This window comes from Mesorhizobium sp. CNPSo 4684 (assembly GCF_057784315.1).
The window spans coordinates 68,180-86,328 of the sequence record NZ_JBWLUX010000004.1 but is presented as its reverse complement, the minus strand read 5'-3'; the positions used below and the strand labels follow the sequence as shown (position 1 = coordinate 86,328).

The following is an 18,149-nucleotide window of genomic DNA, read 5'->3' as shown; positions in this document are numbered from 1 at the left end:
ATCTCGAAGTGAAACTAGACGAGAGTGGTCAGCCGGCAAAGACCCGCTTCGGCTTGAACATGCCTTGCTCGATGGCGCCTATGGCGACCAGCTTGCCGCGCGCGGTGGCGCAGGCTTCCTCGGCTTCCACGGGCGCGTCGCGACCGCGGATGATGACGGGATTGCCAAGCCGGATCTTGGTCGCCGCTTCGTCGCTGATGGCGATCTGCGGCAGGCAGTCGAGCGCGGCCGCCGTATCGACAAGCAGCGCATCGATGGCGCCGAAGTCGATCGGCGCATCGACAACATCGGCGTCGCCATCAGCTTCGCGCTGTTCGCCGAAACGGGCGGCCTCCAGTTCAGCGACGGTGACGAAATCCTCCTGGGTGAACGGCTCTACCTCAACCCGGCGTAGTTCGGCGATATGACCGAAACAGCCAAGGTCGCGGCCCATGTCGCGGGCCAGCGAGCGCACATAGGTGCCCTTGCCACATTCGACCTCGAAAAGGGTGCGGTCGGCAGCGTGCTCCACAATATCGAGGCGGCCGATTTCAATCTCCCGCGCGGGTATGTCGACCGTCTCGCCCTCGCGGGCGAGGTCGTAGGCGCGTTCGCCCGCTATCTTGATGGCCGAGAATTGCGGCGGCGTCTGCATGATGACGCCGGTGTATTTCGGCAGCAGCGCCCTGACGTCGGCCTCGGCCGGACGCCGGTCGGAGTTTTGCGTTACCGGACCCTCGAGGTCGTCAGTCGAGCGCTCCTCGCCCCAGGCGACGGTGAAACGATAGATCTTGGCGCCGTCCTGGACGTAAGGCACGGTCTTGGTGGCCTCGCCGAGCGCGATCGGCAGCATGCCGGAGGCCAGCGGGTCGAGCGTGCCGGCATGGCCGGCCTTTTCGGCCTGGAACAGCCATTTGATCTTGGAGACGGCTTCGGTGGAGCCCATGCCGACCGGCTTGTCCAGCACCACCCAGCCCGAAATCGGCCGGCCCTTCTTCTTGCCGCGGCGCCCCACTATTTCTCGTCCTTGTCGTTGTCTTCGCCATCGGCACCCAAGTCTCGCGCGACTTCGGGCGACTTCAAGAGATCGTTGATCCTGGCGAAATTGTCGAACGACGTGTCGAGCTTGAAGCGGAACTCAGGCATGAATTTCATTTGCCGGAGCGCGCCGGAGACGCGGCCACGGACGAATTTCGCGTGCTTGTTGAGCGCGTCGATCACCGCACCGGTATCCTTGGCGCCGAGCGGCGAGACAAAAGCAGTGGCAACCCTCAAGTCGGGCGACATGCGCACTTCCGAGACCGACACCACGGTATTCTCGATCAGCGGATCGATGATCTCGCCGCGCTGCAAGGTTTCGGAGAGTGCATGGCGCACCTGTTCGGCGACGCGCAACATGCGCTGGGATGGGCTGGAGACGGTTGGACGGGGCATTTTTCTCAATCCTGAAAGCGTGAGGCGGGGGATAGGACCGTGCCGCACGTCTCATACTTGTTCTATGCATGTCGCCCAAAACCGCTACGCACTTTTGGGCAACAGGCATTAAAGTTAGGGCGGCGGTCTTTCGACCACCGCCCGGTCGTATCGACAGTATACGAACTCAGAGCGTCCGGGTCACCATCTCGACGCGGAAGCACTCGATGATGTCGCCGACGCGCATGTCCTCGTAGTTCTGGAAGGCCATGCCGCACTCCTGGCCGCCCGGGACTTCCGCAACTTCGTCCTTGAAGCGCTTGAGCGTCTTCAGCGTGCCTTCGTGGATGACGACGTTGTCACGGATCAGGCGTACGCCCGCACCGCGCTCGACCTTGCCTTCGGTGACACGGCAGCCGGCAATCTTGCCGACCTTGGTGATGTCGAAGATCTCGAGGATCTCGGCATTGCCGATGAAGGTCTCGCGACGTTCCGGCGAAAGCAGGCCCGAAAGCGCCGCCTTCACGTCATCGACGAGGTTGTAGATGATCGAGTAGTAGCGGATCTCGATACCGGCAGCGACAGCGGCAGCACGTGCCTGCGCATTGGCGCGGACATTGAAGCCGATGATGGCGGCGCCCGAAGTCTCCGCCAGTGACACGTCGCTCTCGGTAATGGCGCCGGCACCGGCATGAACGATGCGCGCACGCACCTCGTCGGTGCCGAGCTTGTCCAGAGCAGCGCTGATCGCCTCGATCGAACCCTGGACGTCGCCCTTGATGACCAGCGGGAATTCCTTCAGCCCGCTCGTCTGCAACTGCGACATCATCTGTTCGAGCGAGCCGCGCTGGCCGGCATGCTTGGCCACCGCCTTCTCACGGGCCAGACGCTGACGATACTCGGTGATCTCGCGGGCGCGGGCCTCGTTGTTGACGACGGCGAAGCGGTCACCGGCCTGCGGCGTGCCTTGCAGGCCAAGCACCTCGACCGGCATAGCCGGCGGCGCTTCCTTGACCTGTTCGCCACGGTCGTTGACCAGCGCGCGCACCCGGCCCCATTCGTTGCCGGCGACGAGAATGTCGCCCGGCATCAAGGTGCCGGTCTGCACCAGCACGGTGGCGACGGGGCCGCGGCCCTTGTCGAGCTGGGCTTCGATGACGACGCCCTCGGCGGTGCGGTCCGGATTGGCCTTGAGGTCGAGAATTTCGGCCTGCAGAAGGATCGCCTCAAGCAGCTTGTCGAGATTGGTGCCCTTGGTCGCCGAGACTTCGACGTCCAGCACTTCACCGCCCATCGATTCGACGAACACCTCATGGCGCAGCAGTTCCGAACGTACCTTCTGCGGATCGGCGCCGTGCTTGTCGATCTTGTTGATCGCCACGATGATCGGAACGCCTGCCGCCTTGGCATGGCTGATCGATTCGATCGTCTGCGGCATGACGCTGTCGTCGGCCGCCACCACCAGGATGGCGATGTCGGTGGCCTGGGCGCCGCGGGCGCGCATCGCCGTGAAGGCGGCGTGGCCGGGCGTGTCGATGAAGGTGATCTTCTGACCGTTCTTCTCGACCTGGTAGGCGCCGATATGCTGGGTGATGCCGCCGGCTTCGCCGGAGACGACATTGGCATTGCGGATGGCGTCGAGCAGCGAGGTCTTGCCGTGGTCGACGTGACCCATGATGGTCACGACCGGCGGCCGCGACACCAGGTCTTCGGCATTGTCGGCGATGTTGAACAGGCCTTCCTCGATGTCGGACTCAGCGACGCGGCGGACCGTGTGGCCGAATTCGGTGGCGACCAGTTCAGCCGTGTCGGCGTCGATAATGTCGCCCGGCTTCAGGATCTGGCCCTGCTTCATGAAGTACTTGACCACATCGACGGCGCGCTCGGACATGCGCTGCGCCAGTTCCTGGATGGTGATGGTTTCGGGCAGGATCACTTCGCGCATAACCTTCTCGCGCGGCTCATTGTGCATCGCGCGCTTGAATTTTTCCTGGCGGCGACGCATCGACGACAGCGAGCGGGCGCGCGCGTCCTCGTCGGAAAGCGCCGTGTTGAGGGTCAGCTTGCCGCGACGACGGTCTTCCTCGGCCTTGGTCGGCTTGGCCGGACGCGCCACTTCGGGCGTGACCGGACGGCGAACCGGTGCCCCGACGCCGGTGCGTTTCGGCTTGACCTCTTCCTCGTCATCGACCGTCGCCAGTTCGGCGGCCAGGGGCGCGCGACGGCGCGCCTCTTCCTCGGCACGGCGGCGGGACTCGGCCTCAGTCTGCAGACGAGCTTCTTCCTCGGCCTGACGGCGCGCGGATTCCTCGCGCTCGCGCTTGCGGCGTTCCTCGTCCTCAGCACGGCGCTTGGCGTCTTCGGCGGCGCGCTGGCGATCCTCGACTTCGCGAACCTTGGAGCCTTCGAGCGCCCTGCGCCGGGCTTCCATTTCGCCACGCGACAATTCGTTCAGCACCATGCCGCTGCGTTCGACCGGCGGCGGCGGGGGCGGCGCCTTGGGCGCTTCCTGCACCACGGGGGCTGCCGCAACCGTGGGCTTGGGCGTCAAAACGGGTGCAGCCACCGGCTCCGGCTTGTCGCCGGGCATGGAGAATTTGCGCTTCTTGATCTCGACCTGGACCTGCTTGGTGCGACCATGCGAGAAATTCTGGCGCACGACGCTCTGCTCGGTACCGGGGCGCTTCAGCGTCAAGGTCTTCTTCGGTGTAACACTCAACGTCTTGTCGTCGCCCGATTTCGTATCGCTCATTCCATATCCTCTGCAGCATCATCTTCGTCAGCAACGGCCGCAAGCATTGCCAGATCGTCGGGGGTTCCGCCCCGATATCGGTCGAGCGCAACCATGCGCTTCTCAACCGCCTTGCCCGCGTCTCCCGCGAGAACGGCAGCATGTATCACATTTGTGCCCCCCAATGCCAAGCTCAACTCGGCCTCGGAGAAAAGTTTGTAGGCAAGGACTGCAGGCCCGCCGAGGTGGACAGTTGCCCGCCGCGCCTGGCTGATCTTGCGCACGCCGTCGTCGGATGCTTCGGTCGCGTGGAGCACGAAAAGCGCCAGTCCACTGCGCACCGCGCTCTCGACCTTGGTGGCGCCGAGAGCGATCGCGCCGGCCTTGCGAGCAAGGCCGAGCATGCCCAGAGCGGATCGTGCAAGCAGTCCGTCGACCATGCCACCGAGATCGGGCGGCACGGTCACTTGCGCCTTGAAGGCGCGGGCAAACAGGTTCTTCGCCGCCGCCTTGTCGACATGTAGGCGGTCGGCGCTCACCCAACAACCACGGCCGGGCAGGTTTCTCTTGATGTCCGGAACGACGGCCGAATCCGGGCCGACGACGAAACGGATCAGCTCATCCGGCTCGGCTTGCCTGCGGGTAACGATGCAGGTGCGATCGTTCATCTCGTCCTGGGGCGGGTTGTGTGCGATGCGGTTTCACCTCACGCACCAACAGCTTCGTCAGCCGGGACCTGTTCGGCTGCAAGCTCGTCTTCGGTGATCCAGCCGGCCTTGAGGCGGGCTGCCAGAACCATCTGCTCGGCATCGGCGCGCGACACGCCGTGATTGGCGAGAACGCCCGGATAGACCTTGGTCTCGCCGTCCTTGCGTTCCTTCCAGCCGGTGAGGTCGTCGGCGGCATAGCCGGCGAAATCCTCGATCGTCTTCACGCCATCCTCGCCGAGCGTCACCATCATGGCGGTGGTGACGCCGGGGATTTCGCGCAGCTCGTCGGTGACGCCCAGCGCCTTGCGCTTCTCGTCATGCTCGGCTTCGATTTTCTCCAGATATTCGCGGGCGCGGGTCTGGATCTCCGAAGCGGTGTCTTCGTCGAAGCCGTCGATCGAGGCGATCTCGCCCGAATCGACATAGGCAACTTCCTCGACGCTGGTGAAGCCTTCGGAGGCCAGCACCTGGCCGACCATCTCGTCGACATCGAGCGCTTCCATGAACAGTGACGAACGTTCTACGAATTCCTTCTGGCGGCGTTCGGATTCCTCGGCCTCGGTCAGGATGTCGATATCCCAGCCGGTGAGCTGGGAAGCAAGACGCACGTTCTGGCCGCGGCGGCCAATGGCCAGCGACAGCTGGTCGTCCGGCACCACCACCTCGATGCGCTCGGCATCTTCGTCGAGCACGACCTTGGCGACTTCCGCCGGCTGCAGCGCGTTGACGATGAAGGACGCGGCCGAAGGCGACCACGGAATGATGTCGATCTTCTCGCCCTGCAATTCGCCGACGACGGCCTGAACGCGGCTACCGCGCATACCGACGCAGGCGCCGACCGGATCGATCGAGCTATCGCGCGAAATGACGGCGATCTTGGCGCGCGAGCCCGGATCGCGGGCGACCGACTTGATCTCGATGATGCCGTCGTAGATTTCCGGCACTTCCATGGTGAAGAGCTTGGCCATGAACTGCGGATGGGTACGCGACAGGAAGATCTGCGGGCCGCGCTGTTCGCGGCGCACGTCGTAGACATAGGCGCGGACGCGGTCGCCATACTTGTAGTTTTCGCGCGGGATCAGCTCGTCGCGGCGGATAATCGCCTCGCCACGGCCGAGATCGACGATGACGTTGCCATATTCGACGCGCTTGACGGTGCCGTTGACGATCTCGCCGATGCGGTCCTTGTATTCGTCATACTGGCGGTCACGTTCGGCCTCGCGCACCTTCTGCACGATGACCTGCTTGGCCGACTGGGCGGCGATGCGGCCGAAATCCATCGGCGGCAGCTGTTCGGCGATGAAGTCGCCGAGCTGGGCGTCCGGATTGCGCTCGCGCGCCGAGGAGATGGCGATCTGGGTGGCGTAGTCGTCGACCTTCTCGACCACTTCCATCAGCCGCTGCAGCTTCATCTCGCCGGTGGTGGCGTTGATGTCGGCGCGGATGTTGGTTTCCTGGCCGTAGCGCGAGCGCGCAGCCTTCTGGATCGCATCGGCCATTGCGGCGATGACGATCGACTTGTCGATCGACTTTTCACGCGCGACCGCATCGGCGATCTGCAGCAGTTCAAGTCTGTTGGCGCTTACAACCATGTCTTTATCTCCCGAACTGGGTGCCGGAGCTTTGGCCCGGCAGCTCAATCGTTATTCCTGTTCGTGTTCTTCCGTGGCGTCTTCGGAAACATCGTCTTCCGGCTCGCCCCGGCGTTTCTTGGCTTCCTTGCGTTCCCTGTTATCCTTCGACAGGGCGTCGCGGATGAGGTCGTCGGTGAGGATCAGCCGCACATCGGCGATCGCGTCATAGGGCACGCGCACCGTCGGCTCTTCGCCATAAGCGGCCTTGTCGCGCTCGATCAGCACATCGTCTTCAGCGGCTTCCGCGATCTTGCCTTTGAAACGCTTGCGGTCGGCGACCAGCACCGAGGTTTCCATCTTCACCAGATGGCCGGTCCAGGTGACGAAATCCGACTTGCGCACCAGCGGCCGGTCGATGCCGGGCGACGACACTTCGAGATGATAGGCCTTTTCGATCGGATCGTCGACGTCGAGCGCCGGCGACACCGCGCGGCTGACCTCTTCGCAATCCTCGACGGTCATGGTGCCGTCCTCGCGTTCGGCCATGATCTGCAGCGTCAGCCCGTTCTGGCCCGACAGATGCACCCGCACGAGGCGAAAGCCAATGCCGCGCAACACCGGCTGAACGATCAGCGCGATGCGCGCATCGATGCCGCTTTCGCGGATGATGCGGTCGTCGGCTTCGCTTGCCGTAGCAGTCATGCGGTTCCTGTCGCTCTTTGATGGCTGACCGGCAGGTAATAAAAAAGAGCGGGACCGGGTGGACCCACTCTTCGTCATACCGACCAAGAATTTAAGGCTGATATAAACGATCCCGGCCGGTGTTTCAAGCCTCGATACCAGTGCTGACGGTGACGGCCGCTGCTTATAGCTGCCGCGGCCATTTCTGGGAGGCATGCATGACCGTGATGATCTCGATCTCGCGGCCGACCACCCGATACGGAATGAGGTACGGGATATCGGTCAATACAAGCTCCCGCGTGCCTCTTATTCGCCCGACGCGTCCCATCGCCGGCTGCTCGGCAAGATTGTCCGCCGCAGAAACGATGCGGGCAACGACCCGTGCGGCGGCGTAGGGGTTGTCCTTTTCAATAAAGGCACCGATCTGGTCGAGTCGCCGCAGCGCGCGGATCGTCCAGCGGACCCGGCTCATCGGCTAGGCGGCTTGACGTATTTCGCCACGACGTCGGCCAGCTCTTTTTCGCTCGCAAATTCACCGCGGTCGGCCTCGCCCAACCCAGCCTCGATCTCTGAAAGTTGCCATTCTTCCCTGGCAACGTAGTCTTCGATCGCCTGAGCCGCTACGTAGGAGCGGGTGCGGTCAACTTTACCCGCCAGTTGGTCAAGCTTGGCTGCCGTCTCATCAGAGAGTCGCACCGTAAAAGCAGCCATCGGCGTCTCCATTCTGATTCATTTGAAACCATTCTGGTTCACATTGAATGTGGTGGAACCAATTCGGTTCGTCAATTGCTATAGCGACGGTTGCATTGCGCGGGGCGCATGCCGCCTATGCGGTAACGGCCCTGTGATTTCAGACGCCGCGTCCCTATCTGTGTTGCACTGCACAAGCAGAGATGGCGCGCGGTGGCGCGCGAAAGGTCAAGACAATGAACAACCGTACTGTGTTTTCCACCATAGGCGACGCCTTCGCCCTGTTCGGCAGCGCCGTTGCTGCCTCGCGGGCCGTCGAGGCCGGCCGCAAGCCGCGCGCGAACGATTTGCGCCGGCTCGGCATGGACCCGACCGCTTTCGACAAGATCGGCCGTTTCTAGATCTGAAGCGGACCACGATGCCGGGACCGTTGGTCCCACATCGGACTATTTCCTGACGAAGGTGAGATAGGCCGGCCGCCGGCCCTCGCGAATGGCTTTTGCCTCGTAGCGTGTGCCAGGCCAGCCTTCATAGGGCCGATGCCAGTCGGCCGCGTCCTCAGCCTGCCACAGGAGCGCGCCATGCGCCCGGCAGTGCAACAAGGTCCAATTAACATAGGTGTCGATGTCGGACGCGAAGCGGAATTTTCCGCCGGGCCTCAGAACACGCGCGAACCGATCGAGATTGAGCGGGCTGACAAAGCGCCGCTTCCAGTGCTTTTTCTTCGGCCAGGGATCGGGGTAGAGCAGGTCGATACCGCCGAGCGAAGCCTGAGGCAACCAATCGAGCAGCCGCGTGGCGTCGTCATTGTGAACGCGAAGATTGGCGAGCGGCTTTTCCCGCACCGCCATCATCAGCTTGGCCATGCCGTTGACGAACGGCTCGACACCGATGAAGCCGGCCGCTGGGGCCTCCGTGGCCCGATGCAGCAGATGCTCGCCGCCGCCGAAGCCGATTTCCAGCCGAACCGTCGAAACATCCGCGGCAAACAGCATGCGCAAGTCTGCCGGTGCATGGGCGGAGAGGTCGAGGCCATAGGCGCCAAGACCGCTTTCCAGCGCGGCCGCCTGCTGCGGGCGAATGGTCTTGCCATGCCGCCGGCCGAAGAACCCTTCGGTCGCCCGGCTCCGCCTTTCCTTTGGATCCATGGCTGGGTCGCGCGCCGCCCTCAGGCGGCGACCGCGTCCTTGAGCGCCTTGGCCAGATCGGTCTTCTCCCAGGAGAAGGACCCGTCGCGGCCGGCCTTGCGGCCGAAATGGCCGTAGGACGACGTCTTGGCGTAAATCGGCTTGTTGAGGTCGAGATGCCTGCGGATGCCGGACGGCGACAGATCCATCACCGTGCGCAGCGCCTCCTCCAGCTTAGCCTCGTCGACCTTGCCGGTGCCGTGCAGGTCGACATAGACCGACAGCGGCTGGGCAACGCCAATGGCGTAAGAAAGCTGGATGGTGCAGCGATCGGCGAGCTTGGCTGCCACGACATTCTTGGCGAGGTAACGCGCCGCATAGGCAGCGGAACGGTCGACCTTGGTGGTGTCCTTGCCGGAGAAAGCGCCGCCGCCATGCGGGGCCGCGCCGCCATAAGTGTCGACGATGATCTTGCGGCCCGTCAGGCCAGCGTCGCCATCCGGGCCGCCGATGACGAACTTGCCGGTCGGATTGATGTACCACATGCAATCGTCGGCGATCTTGAGGTCGCCGAGCGCCTCGCGGATATAAGGTTCGACGACCTTGCGGACCTTCTTGGAATCCCAGCTCGCATCGAGATGCTGTGTCGACAGCACGATCTGCGTCGCTTCCGCCGCCTTGCCGTCGATGTAGCGCACGGTGACCTGGCTCTTGGCGTCGGGACCGAGCTTGCCGGCCTCGCCGTTGTTTTCGTGGCGGGCGGCCGCGAGCAATTCGAGGATCTTGTGGCTGTAATAGATCGGCGCCGGCATCAGGTCCGGCGTTTCGCGGCAGGCATAGCCGAACATGATGCCCTGGTCGCCGGCACCTTCCTCGCCCTGGCGGTCGGCGGCGTTGTCGACGCCCTGGCCGATGTCAGGCGACTGGCCGTGCAGCAGAACCTCGATCTTTGCCGTTTTCCAGTGGAAGCCGGCCTGCTCGTAGCCGATTTCGCGGATCGCCTTGCGGGCGACCGACTTGAACTTGGCCGGATTGACGACCGGGTGGCCGGCGGAATCCATCAGGATGTTGCCTTGCTTGTCCTTCTTCAGCAGCGTCTCGGGAACCCGGACCTCGCCGGCGATGACAACACGGTTGGTGGTGGCCAGAGTCTCGCAGGCGACGCGGACTTTCCACGGGTCCATGCCGGTCTTCTTGGCCTCGCGATAGACCAGATCGACGATCTCGTCGGAGATGCGGTCGCAAACCTTGTCGGGATGACCCTCGGCAACGGATTCCGAGGTGAAGAAGTAGTTCTGCCGCGTCACGGGTGTCCCCTCTTGAAAAAACGATCGGCAGGGCTGCCGATTTTGGCGCGCCACGTGTTAACGGTGCCGGGCGCCGCTCGTCAAGCGGTGCCGCGGTTCTGGCATGAATGTCGCAGCAATATATCTTGTACCACCGGCGGCTTGGCGCCGCCGGCAGTCGAGCCCTTGAGCTACTCCGGCCAATGGGTCAATCGACGCACCGGATCACTCGGCATCTTCGGCAGAAAGGGATTTCACCAGATCAATGATCCGGCGGCGCACCTTCACATCCGCTATCTTTACGAAGGCGCGGTTGAGCTGAAGTCCTTCCGGACTGCCGCAGAATTCGACGGCGAAAGCCATCGAAGCGTCCTCGGCAAATCCTCTGTTACCCACCGGCTCCTGCCCTGGCGCATCCTCGAAAAAGAAGGCGACAGGCACGCTGAGTATCGAGGCTATTGCCTGCAGACGGCTGGCGCCGACGCGATTCGTTCCCTTTTCATATTTTTGGATCTGCTGAAACGTAATACCGAGATTTTCACCCAGCTTTTCCTGGCTCATTCCAAGCATATTGCGCCGAAGCCGGACGCGACTTCCGACATGGATGTCGATCGGATTCGGTTTTTTCTTGTTTTCTTCTGTCATTTTTTCCTCGCCGAATTTTTCCGGCTTTTTCTATTTTTCTCGCCCAAACGAAGCCGGAGCCAACTGCCCCAACAGAAACACCAACCGACTTCGAGAAAATTAGGCGGGAACAGTATGAGTTTCTAATGTGTCGACTGTCAATTCACCCGTAGCCGTTGCCTTACGTTCAAGCCGACGGCGATCACGGCAAACAGGAACATGATCAGCATTCCGTTAATGCGCCGTTGACCGACGGAGATGAAGGCCTGCCCGGAGATGGGCACCCGCACGTCGATGGCGCCGCGCGCATCGACCGCCAGGGCGTCGACGATGCGTCCACGCGTATCGACAACGGCCGAAATGCCGTTGTTGGCTGCGCGCAACAGGGGCAATCCATTTTCCACCGCACGAATCTGCGCCTGCCTGAAATGCTGGTACGGTCCGGGCGTGTCGCCGAACCAGGCGTCGTTGGTGACATTCACAATAAGCTGGGATGACGTTGCGTCAACCGCCACCAGATCGGGAAAGATCACCTCGTAGCAAATAAACGGCAAGGCGCTTATGCCGCCGGGCAAGACGATTGGGTGGCGCTCATTGCCGGCGGCGAAGTTCATCGGCCCGGCGACAAGCTGTTCGATGCCGAAGCGGCTGAGCAAACCGGAAAACGGCAGATACTCGCCGAAGGGTACCAGATGGACTTTGTCGACGGCGTCGGCAATCTCGCCCTTGTCGTCGATCGCCACCACGGAATTGTAATAGCGGCTGCCGGCATCGGCCCCCGATCCGCCCTCCTCGCGCACGACGCCGGCAATCAGCATCTGCCCGGGCTGCAGCATGTCGCCGAGCGCGGTCAGCGCATCGGGGCGCTCGGTGAACAGAAACGGCACGGAGGTCTCCGGCCACAGGATCAGCTGCGGTTTGTTATGACCTGGATCCGGCGCTGCGGCCGACAGACCCATCATGGTGGCGAAGATGCGGTCGCGCACCGAAGCGTCCCACTTCTCGCTGAGATCGACATCCGGCTGCACAATGCGGACATCGAGATTGTGCGTTGCCGACTTGTCGGGGGCCGCCAGCCTGAAATAGCCGAAGCCGACATGGGCGGCGACGAGAACGGCAAGCAATACCAGTCCGAGGCGCAGATGCCGGCGCGCGGCGAGCAGAGCCGGCATGGCAAAGACAAAGACGGCCAGCGCGTTCATGCCGATCATGCCGGTCACCGACACGCTCTGCATCAACAGCGGCACGGGCATTGCCGCATAGCCCACGGCATTCCAGGGAAAGCCGGTGAACAGGAAGCCTCGCAGCCATTCCGTCAGGCCAAAAGCAAAGGCAAGAGCGGCGATGCGGCCGATGTCGTTGGTCCATAACAGCCGGGCGACGACCGCGGCGAATCCGTAGAAAAACGCCAGCGCCAAAGGAATGCCGACGACCGCGAAGGGCAAGGCCCAGGCGAAGCTGTCGGCCTCGACCAGAAGCGCCTCGCCTATCCACCACAGGCCGGCAAGGAAATAGCCGAAGCCGAACCACCAGCCGATGGCAAAGGCCGGCCGCAGGCGCCTGAGCCAGCTGTCGGAAGCCTCGCCGGTGGCGCCGTCGAGCAGCCAGACCAGCAGCGGAAACGAGACGAAACAGACGGCGAAGAAATCGTAAGGCGCCTGGGCGAGCACTGCCAGCGCGCCGGCGAGAAACGCCACCAGCGCGCGCCGCCAGCCCCAAAGCAGAATTATCCGGCCGGCAAGGCGCTGCATGCAGACTTCCCAAGTCGTGCGAATCAAGAGCCAAGATTTATCAGATTTATTGAAATGCGACTCGCTGCGAACCGGCCAATCACTGCGTTATCGGTGCCAGCCGTCGATGCTGAAGCCGCTCAGCTGCTCGGCCTCTTCGCGCGAAACGGCACGCAAGGTCTGGGTGAAGGTCCAGACATGGCCTTCGGGATCGCGCGCCCGGTATTGCCGCTCGCCGTAGAAATGGTCGGCAGGCGCCTCGACTATCTCGGCTCCGGCCGCCCTCGCCCGTTCGCAATGCGCGTCGAGACCGTCTTTCAGCCGCACACAAACCGATTGTGTGTTCCTGCAGCCGACCGAAGCCGGACTGGCGACGTGATCGGCCCATTCGGAATCGACGATGATGTAGCCGTCGCCGAAACGCATTTCGGCATGGACCAGCTTTCCGTCGGCGTCGCTGACCACCATGCTCGGTTCGAAACCGAAAGCGGCTTCAAGCCAGATCAGTGCAGCCCTTGGATCCCTATAGAAAACCCCGGAACCGAACGTGGTGTGCTTGAACGGGTCTTCGACCGTCATGCGGCGCGAATCAGGCCTGCTCGGTGCGAGCGGTGGCGCGGCGGCGGCGCTCGCCTTTCTGGATCTGGACGATGCGCACGCGCTTGACGCGGCGCGGATCGGCGTCGAGCACGTGGAACTCGAAGCCGGGTATCGCCTGGACCACTTCGCCACGCGCGGGCACGCGGCCCAGCGTGTTGAAGATCATGCCGCCAATGGTGTCGACATATTCGCCATGTTCGCCGGCGGTAAAGTCCTCGCCGATCATCTTGGCGACCTCGTCGATCTCAGCCTTGCCGTCGACGACGAAGACGCCCTCGCCGGTCTGGGTGATCAGCGGCTCATCTTCGTCATGCTCGTCCTCGATGTCGCCGACCACCATTTCGACGATGTCTTCCAGCGAGGCCAGGCCATCCGTGCCGCCATATTCGTCGATGACCAGCGCCATCTGGGTGCGCGTTGTCTGCATGCGACCCATCAAGTCGGAGGCAAGCATGGAGGGCGGCACGAACAGTACCGGGCGGATCAGATTGAGGTCGCCGATGGTGCGGCCAAGATCGACCTGGGCGAGGTCGAGAAGCGTCGTTGCCGGCGTCTTCCTCGATGTCCTGCCCTTCTTGACGCGGGCGACCTTGGTGATGTGCGCCAGCACGTCACGGATGTGAACCATGCCGCGCGGGTCGTCGAGCGTCTCGGAATAGACCGGCATGCGCGAATGGCCGGATTGCTCGAACAGGCCGAGCAGATCGCCCAAAGTCGTGGTGATCTCGACCGCCTCGATGTCGGCGCGCGGCACCATGACGTCCTCGACGCGCACTTCGCGCAGGCGCAGTATGTTGTTGAGCATGGCGCGTTCGCCGGGCGAAAAAGACTCGGCATCGCTTGTCGTTTCGGCAAGCGCGCCGGCGATTTCCTCGCGCAGGCTGGTGCCGTTGCGCTGCCGGAACAGGCCCAAAACGCGCTCGAACAGAGACGGACCGGCAGGCGATGGCTCGCTGGCAATACTACCAGAAGCGGGGCTGCCGGTGATGGTACTCGGACTCGATCCCTCTTCCGTCGTATCGGAAGGCTTGGTCGCACTGCCAGCCTCGGGGCGGGCGGCAGTTTCTGGTTTGTCGTTCATCGTCGTCCGGTCAATTGGTCTTTTGTCATTACGTGTAGGGATCGGGAATGGCAAGCCTTGCAAGCGCCGCGCGCTCGATAGCTTCCATCTCCTCGGCCTCTGCATCGGTCTCGTGATCGTAGCCCAGCAAATGCAGCAGGCCGTGGATGACGAGATGGGTGATATGGTTCTCGACGGGCTTCTCTTCCAGGGCTGCTTCGCGCGCCACCGTCTCGGACGCGAGCACGATATCGCCCAGCATCGGCGGCAGCTTGCCGCCCTTGGGGAACGGAAAAGCCGGGAAAGACAAGACGTTGGTGGCTTTGTCCTTGCCGCGCCAGCCAGCGTTGAGGGTGCGGATATGGGCATCGTCGGAAAAGACGATGCTGAGTTCGGAGTGGCCGGCAGCAGCGGTTTCGGCAAAGGCAGCCGACACGGCGCGGTCGACCAGGAGGGTCAGCGCCGCCTCGCCGGGCCAATCGCCGGCCTCGACCGACAGATCGATCTCGACGGGGATCGAACTGTCCCCGCCGCCGGTTTTTATGTTTTCAGGCATGAGCCCGCATCGTCACATCAGCTCTCGGCGCCGAGGCCGCGCGACAGCTTGGCGTCGCGGTCATAGGCCCTGACAATTTCCGCCACCAGCGGATGGCGCACGACGTCGACATCGTTGAAGCGCACGGTTACCGCGCCGGCCACGCCGTCAAGGACGCGCAAGGCTTCGACCAGGCCCGATTTGGTGCTTGGAGGCAGATCGATCTGCGTCGGATCGCCGGTGACGATCATGCGCGAATTCTCGCCGAGGCGGGTCAGAAACATCTTCATCTGCATCGGCGTGGTGTTCTGCGCCTCGTCGAGGATGACGGCGGCGTGTGCCAGCGTGCGGCCGCGCATGAAGGCGAGCGGCGCGATTTCGATCACCTCGGCGGCAATGGCGCGTTCGACCTTGTCGGCCGGCATCATGTCGTACAGCGCATCATAAAGCGGCCGCAGATATGGATCGACCTTTTCCTTCATGTCGCCGGGCAGGAAGCCCAGCCGCTCGCCGGCCTCGACCGCCGGTCGCGACAGGATGATGCGCTCGACCATGCCGCGTTCGAGCAGCATCGCCGCATGCGCCACCGCCAGGTAGGTCTTGCCGGTGCCGGCGGGGCCGATGCCGAACACCAGTTCCGAGCGCTCCAGCGCCCGCATATAGGCGTCCTGGTTGAGCGAACGGGCATAGATGGTCTTCTTGCGGGTGGATATCTGGGCGGCCGAGACCTTGCCCTTGCGCTCCAGCGTCGGCAACGTCAACTGGTCGTCGGCGGCAACCGCCATGCGCACGGCGCCGTCCACGTCGGACTGGCCGATATCGGTGCCTTTCTGGAGAATGCCATAGAGATTGTCGAGCGCGCGGCGCGCCTGCTCGGCCGCCGAGGCCGAACCCTTGATGGTCAACTGGTTGCCGCGCGAGCGGATGTCGACGCCGAGCTTCTGCTCGAGCCGGGCCAGGTTCTCGTCAAACTGGCCGTACAGGGCGCTGGCAAGCTTGTTGTTGTCGAAAGTCAGAACGATGTGCGCCATGTCAGAGGCCCCGGATGTCTGGTTCTGGGGCAGAGTCTTCACTTCAGCAGCGCTCAACCGTCTCTCCTCATCTGCCGAGGCCATCAGGCCAATTCGGCGAACAGGCTATTGTAGCCCGTCTTCGTGATTCGCACCCGGATAATGTCACCGATTTCGCCGGCCTTTTCATCAACAATAACCGGCTGCAGCCAAGGCGAACGGCCGACCTTCTGGCCAGCCTGACGGCCGGGCTTCTCGATCAGCGTATCGATGGTGCTGCCGACGAGGCTCAGGCCGAAATCCTGCTGCTGTTTGAGCAGCAGCGCCTGCAGTCGCTGCAAGCGCTCGTCCTTGACCGTTTCGAGCACGTGATCAGGCATATCGGCGCCCGGCGTGCCGGGGCGCGGCGAATATTTGAACGAAAAGGCCGAGGCGTAGTTGACCTGGCGCACCAGTTCCATTGTCGCCTCGAAATCGGCGTCGGTCTCGCCGGGGAAGCCGACGATGAAGTCGCCGGACAGCGCGATGTCGCCGCGGGCGGCGCGAATGCGCTCGAGCAGCGCCAGATAGTCGCTTGCCGTATGCCTGCGGTTCATCGCCTTGAGGATGCGGTTGGACCCCGACTGCACCGGCAGATGCAGATAGGGCATCAGCGCCGGCAGATCGCGATGGGCGGCAATCAGTTCGTCGTCCATGTCGCGCGGATGGCTGGTGGTGTAGCGCAGCCGCGCCAGGCCGGGAATCTCAGCCAGCCGGAACAGCAGGCGGCCAAGGCCCCATTCCGTGCCATCTTCGCCCTTCCCATGCCAGGCGTTGACGTTCTGGCCAAGCAGCGTCACCTCGCGTACGCCGGCTTCGGCCAGCCGCTCGGCTTCGGCGACGATCTGCGCCACCGGCCGCGACACTTCCGAGCCCCTGGTGTAGGGCACGACGCAAAAGGTGCAGAACTTGTCGCAGCCTTCCTGAACGGTGAGGAAGGCGGTGACGCCGCGCTTGATGACTTCGGCACGCTTCGGCTGCGGCAGGTGCTCGAACTTGTCCTCGATGGCGTATTCGGTCTCGACGATCTTCCCGCCGCCGCGCACCCGCGCCAGCACGTCGGGCAGCCGGTGATAGGTCTGCGGGCCGATGACCAGGTCGACGGCGGGCGAGCGGCGGATGATCTCAGCGCCTTCGGCCTGCGCGACGCAGCCGGCGACGCCGATCAGCATTTCGCGCCCTGCTGCGGCGCGTTCGGCCTTCATGTCGCGAATGCGGCCGAGTTCGGAATAGACCTTTTCCGCCGCCTTCTCCCTGATATGGCAGGTGTTGAGCAGCACCAGGTCGGCCTCGGCGATGGTGTCGGTCGCGGTATAGCCGTCGGCGGCCAGCGCATCGGTCATGCGCTGTGAATCATAGACATTCATCTGGCAGCCATAGGTCTTGACGAAGACCTTTTTGGCCGGGGCGGACGCCACAGCAGCGCTTTGCGCGGCACTAGCGGCGTCGTTCCGCTCTATCGTGTTCAAATCCATCCGGCGGCTTCTAACGCCTTTCCGTGACAAAAAACAGACGATTCTCGAGATGCGCCGATAGGCGCACTGCCTGTGCTAGCGGCTCGGGAGGGGGTCGGCGAGTGCCGCCTGCATCATCGCGCGCACCTGGCTTTCCATCAGCCTAGACGTTTCCTTGCGGTTCGAGCCCTTGGAAAAGACGATTGGCTCGCCGAAATGCACTTCGACGTCGAGCGCGCCCTCAGCCATCAGCACCTTGAGATGCGGCATCAGGTCCTGATCGCCGATCCAGGCGGCGATCGACCTGTGACGGCGGCCGAGCGGCACGCCGTGCACCCGTGTATAAGCGATCGCCACCGGCTGGATGAAGACCCGTTCGGCGGCGCCTTCCGAAATCGCCATCGAGGCGGCGCCAAACAGTGTGCTCTTGAACGGCAGGATGGTGTTGCCGTCGCCGGTCGAACCCTCGGCAAACAGCACCATGGCGTCGCCCTTGGCCATGCGGCTGGCGATCTCGCTGGCCTGGTCGCCCGCCGTGCGCTTGCGCTCACGCTCGATGAAGACGGTGCGCTGCAGTTTCGACAGCCAGCCGATCAGCGGCCACCCCTCCATATCCGCCCTGGCGATGAACGTCACATCGGCAAAAGAGCCGAGCACCATGATGTCGGTCCAGGAGATGTGGTTCGAGGCGACCAGCAGCGGGCGCTGGCTGGACAAATTGCCTTTGACATGGATGCGGAGACCGAGCGTGCGGACGATGAGCCTGTGCCAGACCTTCAGAATGACGGTTTCGCGCCAGATGCCGGTCTTCATCGACAGCAGTTGCAGCGGCACAAGGACCAGCGAGCCGACGACAACGAGGCTCAGCGCCAGGAAAATCCTGATTTTTCCGATCATGCGCCTGAC

At 63.3% G+C, this 18,149-nt stretch carries 19 protein-coding genes; 1 reads left to right on the top strand and 18 read right to left on the bottom strand.

What is annotated here, in order from left to right; genetic code table 11:
- Nucleotides 1–28 precede the first annotated feature (28 nt).
- From truB to AC04SG_RS04700, 8 genes are all read right to left on the bottom strand, one after another.
- On the bottom strand, nucleotides 29–994 hold the full coding sequence (gene truB / locus AC04SG_RS04735) for a tRNA pseudouridine(55) synthase TruB (protein ID WP_203277809.1): 966 nt from the start codon (nucleotides 992–994) through the stop codon (nucleotides 29–31).
- Complete coding sequence (gene rbfA, locus AC04SG_RS04730; protein WP_112623870.1) at nucleotides 994–1,413, bottom strand: 30S ribosome-binding factor RbfA; 420 nt, start codon at nucleotides 1,411–1,413, stop codon at nucleotides 994–996. The genes truB and rbfA overlap by 1 nt, the downstream gene beginning before the upstream one ends.
- Nucleotides 1,414–1,579: 166 nt before the next feature.
- On the bottom strand, nucleotides 1,580–4,144 hold the full coding sequence (gene infB, locus AC04SG_RS04725) for a translation initiation factor IF-2 (RefSeq protein ID WP_488550108.1): 2,565 nt from the start codon (nucleotides 4,142–4,144) through the stop codon (nucleotides 1,580–1,582).
- Nucleotides 4,141–4,791 (bottom strand): RNA-binding protein, encoded by a 651-nt coding sequence (locus AC04SG_RS04720; RefSeq protein ID WP_488550107.1) that lies wholly within the window; start codon nucleotides 4,789–4,791, stop codon nucleotides 4,141–4,143. The genes infB and AC04SG_RS04720 overlap by 4 nt, the downstream gene beginning before the upstream one ends.
- A gap of 38 nt (nucleotides 4,792–4,829) precedes the next feature.
- Nucleotides 4,830–6,425 (bottom strand): transcription termination factor NusA, encoded by a 1,596-nt coding sequence (nusA, locus tag AC04SG_RS04715; protein ID WP_112566406.1) that lies wholly within the window; start codon nucleotides 6,423–6,425, stop codon nucleotides 4,830–4,832.
- A gap of 51 nt (nucleotides 6,426–6,476) precedes the next feature.
- Nucleotides 6,477–7,109 carry a ribosome maturation factor RimP gene (gene rimP / locus AC04SG_RS04710; RefSeq protein WP_112566409.1) on the bottom strand — a complete coding sequence of 211 codons (633 nt, stop codon included), beginning with the start codon at nucleotides 7,107–7,109 and terminating at the stop codon, nucleotides 6,477–6,479.
- A 163-nt stretch (nucleotides 7,110–7,272) separates the two neighbouring features.
- Nucleotides 7,273–7,560 carry a type II toxin-antitoxin system RelE/ParE family toxin gene (locus tag AC04SG_RS04705; RefSeq protein WP_488550106.1) on the bottom strand — a complete coding sequence of 96 codons (288 nt, stop codon included), beginning with the start codon at nucleotides 7,558–7,560 and terminating at the stop codon, nucleotides 7,273–7,275.
- Nucleotides 7,557–7,799 carry a CopG family ribbon-helix-helix protein gene (locus tag AC04SG_RS04700; RefSeq protein WP_488550105.1) on the bottom strand — a complete coding sequence of 81 codons (243 nt, stop codon included), beginning with the start codon at nucleotides 7,797–7,799 and terminating at the stop codon, nucleotides 7,557–7,559. The genes AC04SG_RS04705 and AC04SG_RS04700 overlap by 4 nt, the downstream gene beginning before the upstream one ends.
- A 215-nt stretch (nucleotides 7,800–8,014) precedes the next feature.
- Between AC04SG_RS04700 and AC04SG_RS04695 the strand changes: the two genes are divergently transcribed.
- Nucleotides 8,015–8,179 carry a hypothetical protein gene (locus AC04SG_RS04695; RefSeq protein WP_488550104.1) on the top strand — a complete coding sequence of 55 codons (165 nt, stop codon included), beginning with the start codon at nucleotides 8,015–8,017 and terminating at the stop codon, nucleotides 8,177–8,179.
- A gap of 45 nt (nucleotides 8,180–8,224) precedes the next feature.
- Here AC04SG_RS04695 and trmB read toward each other — a convergent pair whose 3' ends face one another.
- The 10 genes from trmB to olsA all read right to left on the bottom strand — a co-directional run bounded on the left by trmB (nucleotide 8,225) and on the right by olsA (nucleotide 18,140).
- Nucleotides 8,225–8,926: a tRNA (guanine(46)-N(7))-methyltransferase TrmB gene (trmB, locus tag AC04SG_RS04690; protein WP_488550103.1), complete on the bottom strand. Its 702-nt coding sequence runs from the start codon at nucleotides 8,924–8,926 to the stop codon at nucleotides 8,225–8,227.
- Between the two features lie 20 nt (nucleotides 8,927–8,946).
- Complete coding sequence (metK, locus tag AC04SG_RS04685) at nucleotides 8,947–10,212, bottom strand: methionine adenosyltransferase (protein ID WP_112566418.1); 1,266 nt, start codon at nucleotides 10,210–10,212, stop codon at nucleotides 8,947–8,949.
- A 204-nt stretch (nucleotides 10,213–10,416) separates the two neighbouring features.
- Nucleotides 10,417–10,836: a helix-turn-helix domain-containing protein gene (locus AC04SG_RS04680; protein WP_112566421.1), complete on the bottom strand. Its 420-nt coding sequence runs from the start codon at nucleotides 10,834–10,836 to the stop codon at nucleotides 10,417–10,419.
- A gap of 137 nt (nucleotides 10,837–10,973) precedes the next feature.
- The gene (gene lnt / locus AC04SG_RS04675; RefSeq protein WP_488550102.1) at nucleotides 10,974–12,566 is read right to left on the bottom strand and encodes an apolipoprotein N-acyltransferase; all 1,593 of its coding nucleotides are present in this window, start codon (nucleotides 12,564–12,566) and stop codon (nucleotides 10,974–10,976) included.
- Between the two features lie 87 nt (nucleotides 12,567–12,653).
- Entirely contained in the window at nucleotides 12,654–13,124 is a 471-nt protein-coding gene (locus tag AC04SG_RS04670) for a VOC family protein (RefSeq protein WP_488550101.1), read from the bottom strand.
- 10 nt (nucleotides 13,125–13,134) lie between these two features.
- Nucleotides 13,135–14,226, bottom strand: a complete 1,092-nt coding sequence (locus AC04SG_RS04665; RefSeq protein ID WP_488550100.1) for a hemolysin family protein — start codon at nucleotides 14,224–14,226, stop codon at nucleotides 13,135–13,137.
- A 28-nt stretch (nucleotides 14,227–14,254) separates the two neighbouring features.
- Entirely contained in the window at nucleotides 14,255–14,761 is a 507-nt protein-coding gene (ybeY, locus tag AC04SG_RS04660) for an rRNA maturation RNase YbeY (RefSeq protein ID WP_488550099.1), read from the bottom strand.
- A gap of 17 nt (nucleotides 14,762–14,778) precedes the next feature.
- On the bottom strand, nucleotides 14,779–15,771 hold the full coding sequence (locus AC04SG_RS04655) for a PhoH family protein (RefSeq protein WP_376740374.1): 993 nt from the start codon (nucleotides 15,769–15,771) through the stop codon (nucleotides 14,779–14,781).
- A gap of 83 nt (nucleotides 15,772–15,854) precedes the next feature.
- Nucleotides 15,855–17,264, bottom strand: coding sequence for a tRNA (N6-isopentenyl adenosine(37)-C2)-methylthiotransferase MiaB (gene miaB / locus AC04SG_RS04650; RefSeq protein ID WP_488550098.1), 1,410 nt, complete (start codon nucleotides 17,262–17,264; stop codon nucleotides 15,855–15,857).
- A gap of 75 nt (nucleotides 17,265–17,339) precedes the next feature.
- Nucleotides 17,340–18,140, bottom strand: a complete 801-nt coding sequence (olsA, locus tag AC04SG_RS04645; RefSeq protein ID WP_488550097.1) for a lyso-ornithine lipid O-acyltransferase — start codon at nucleotides 18,138–18,140, stop codon at nucleotides 17,340–17,342.
- Nucleotides 18,141–18,149 lie beyond the last annotated feature (9 nt).

Excerpts from the sequence above, each read along its gene's own strand:
- rbfA (WP_112623870.1), bottom strand. The coding sequence starts at position 1,413 with ATGCCCCGTCCAACCGTCTCCAGCCCATCCCAGCGCATGTTGCGCGTC.
- infB (WP_488550108.1), bottom strand. The coding sequence starts at position 4,144 with ATGAGCGATACGAAATCGGGCGACGACAAGACGTTGAGTGTTACACCG.
- AC04SG_RS04720 (WP_488550107.1), bottom strand. The coding sequence starts at position 4,791 with ATGAACGATCGCACCTGCATCGTTACCCGCAGGCAAGCCGAGCCGGAT.
- nusA (WP_112566406.1), bottom strand. The coding sequence starts at position 6,425 with ATGGTTGTAAGCGCCAACAGACTTGAACTGCTGCAGATCGCCGATGCG.
- rimP (WP_112566409.1), bottom strand. The coding sequence starts at position 7,109 with ATGACTGCTACGGCAAGCGAAGCCGACGACCGCATCATCCGCGAAAGC.
- AC04SG_RS04705 (WP_488550106.1), bottom strand. The coding sequence starts at position 7,560 with ATGAGCCGGGTCCGCTGGACGATCCGCGCGCTGCGGCGACTCGACCAG.
- AC04SG_RS04700 (WP_488550105.1), bottom strand. The coding sequence starts at position 7,799 with ATGGCTGCTTTTACGGTGCGACTCTCTGATGAGACGGCAGCCAAGCTT.
- AC04SG_RS04695 (WP_488550104.1), top strand. The coding sequence starts at position 8,015 with ATGAACAACCGTACTGTGTTTTCCACCATAGGCGACGCCTTCGCCCTG.
- trmB (WP_488550103.1), bottom strand. The coding sequence starts at position 8,926 with ATGGATCCAAAGGAAAGGCGGAGCCGGGCGACCGAAGGGTTCTTCGGC.
- AC04SG_RS04680 (WP_112566421.1), bottom strand. The coding sequence starts at position 10,836 with ATGACAGAAGAAAACAAGAAAAAACCGAATCCGATCGACATCCATGTC.
- lnt (WP_488550102.1), bottom strand. The coding sequence starts at position 12,566 with ATGCAGCGCCTTGCCGGCCGGATAATTCTGCTTTGGGGCTGGCGGCGC.
- AC04SG_RS04670 (WP_488550101.1), bottom strand. The coding sequence starts at position 13,124 with ATGACGGTCGAAGACCCGTTCAAGCACACCACGTTCGGTTCCGGGGTT.
- AC04SG_RS04665 (WP_488550100.1), bottom strand. The coding sequence starts at position 14,226 with ATGAACGACAAACCAGAAACTGCCGCCCGCCCCGAGGCTGGCAGTGCG.
- ybeY (WP_488550099.1), bottom strand. The coding sequence starts at position 14,761 with ATGCCTGAAAACATAAAAACCGGCGGCGGGGACAGTTCGATCCCCGTC.
- AC04SG_RS04655 (WP_376740374.1), bottom strand. The coding sequence starts at position 15,771 with ATGGCGCACATCGTTCTGACTTTCGACAACAACAAGCTTGCCAGCGCC.
- miaB (WP_488550098.1), bottom strand. The coding sequence starts at position 17,264 with ATGGATTTGAACACGATAGAGCGGAACGACGCCGCTAGTGCCGCGCAA.
- olsA (WP_488550097.1), bottom strand. The coding sequence starts at position 18,140 with ATGATCGGAAAAATCAGGATTTTCCTGGCGCTGAGCCTCGTTGTCGTC.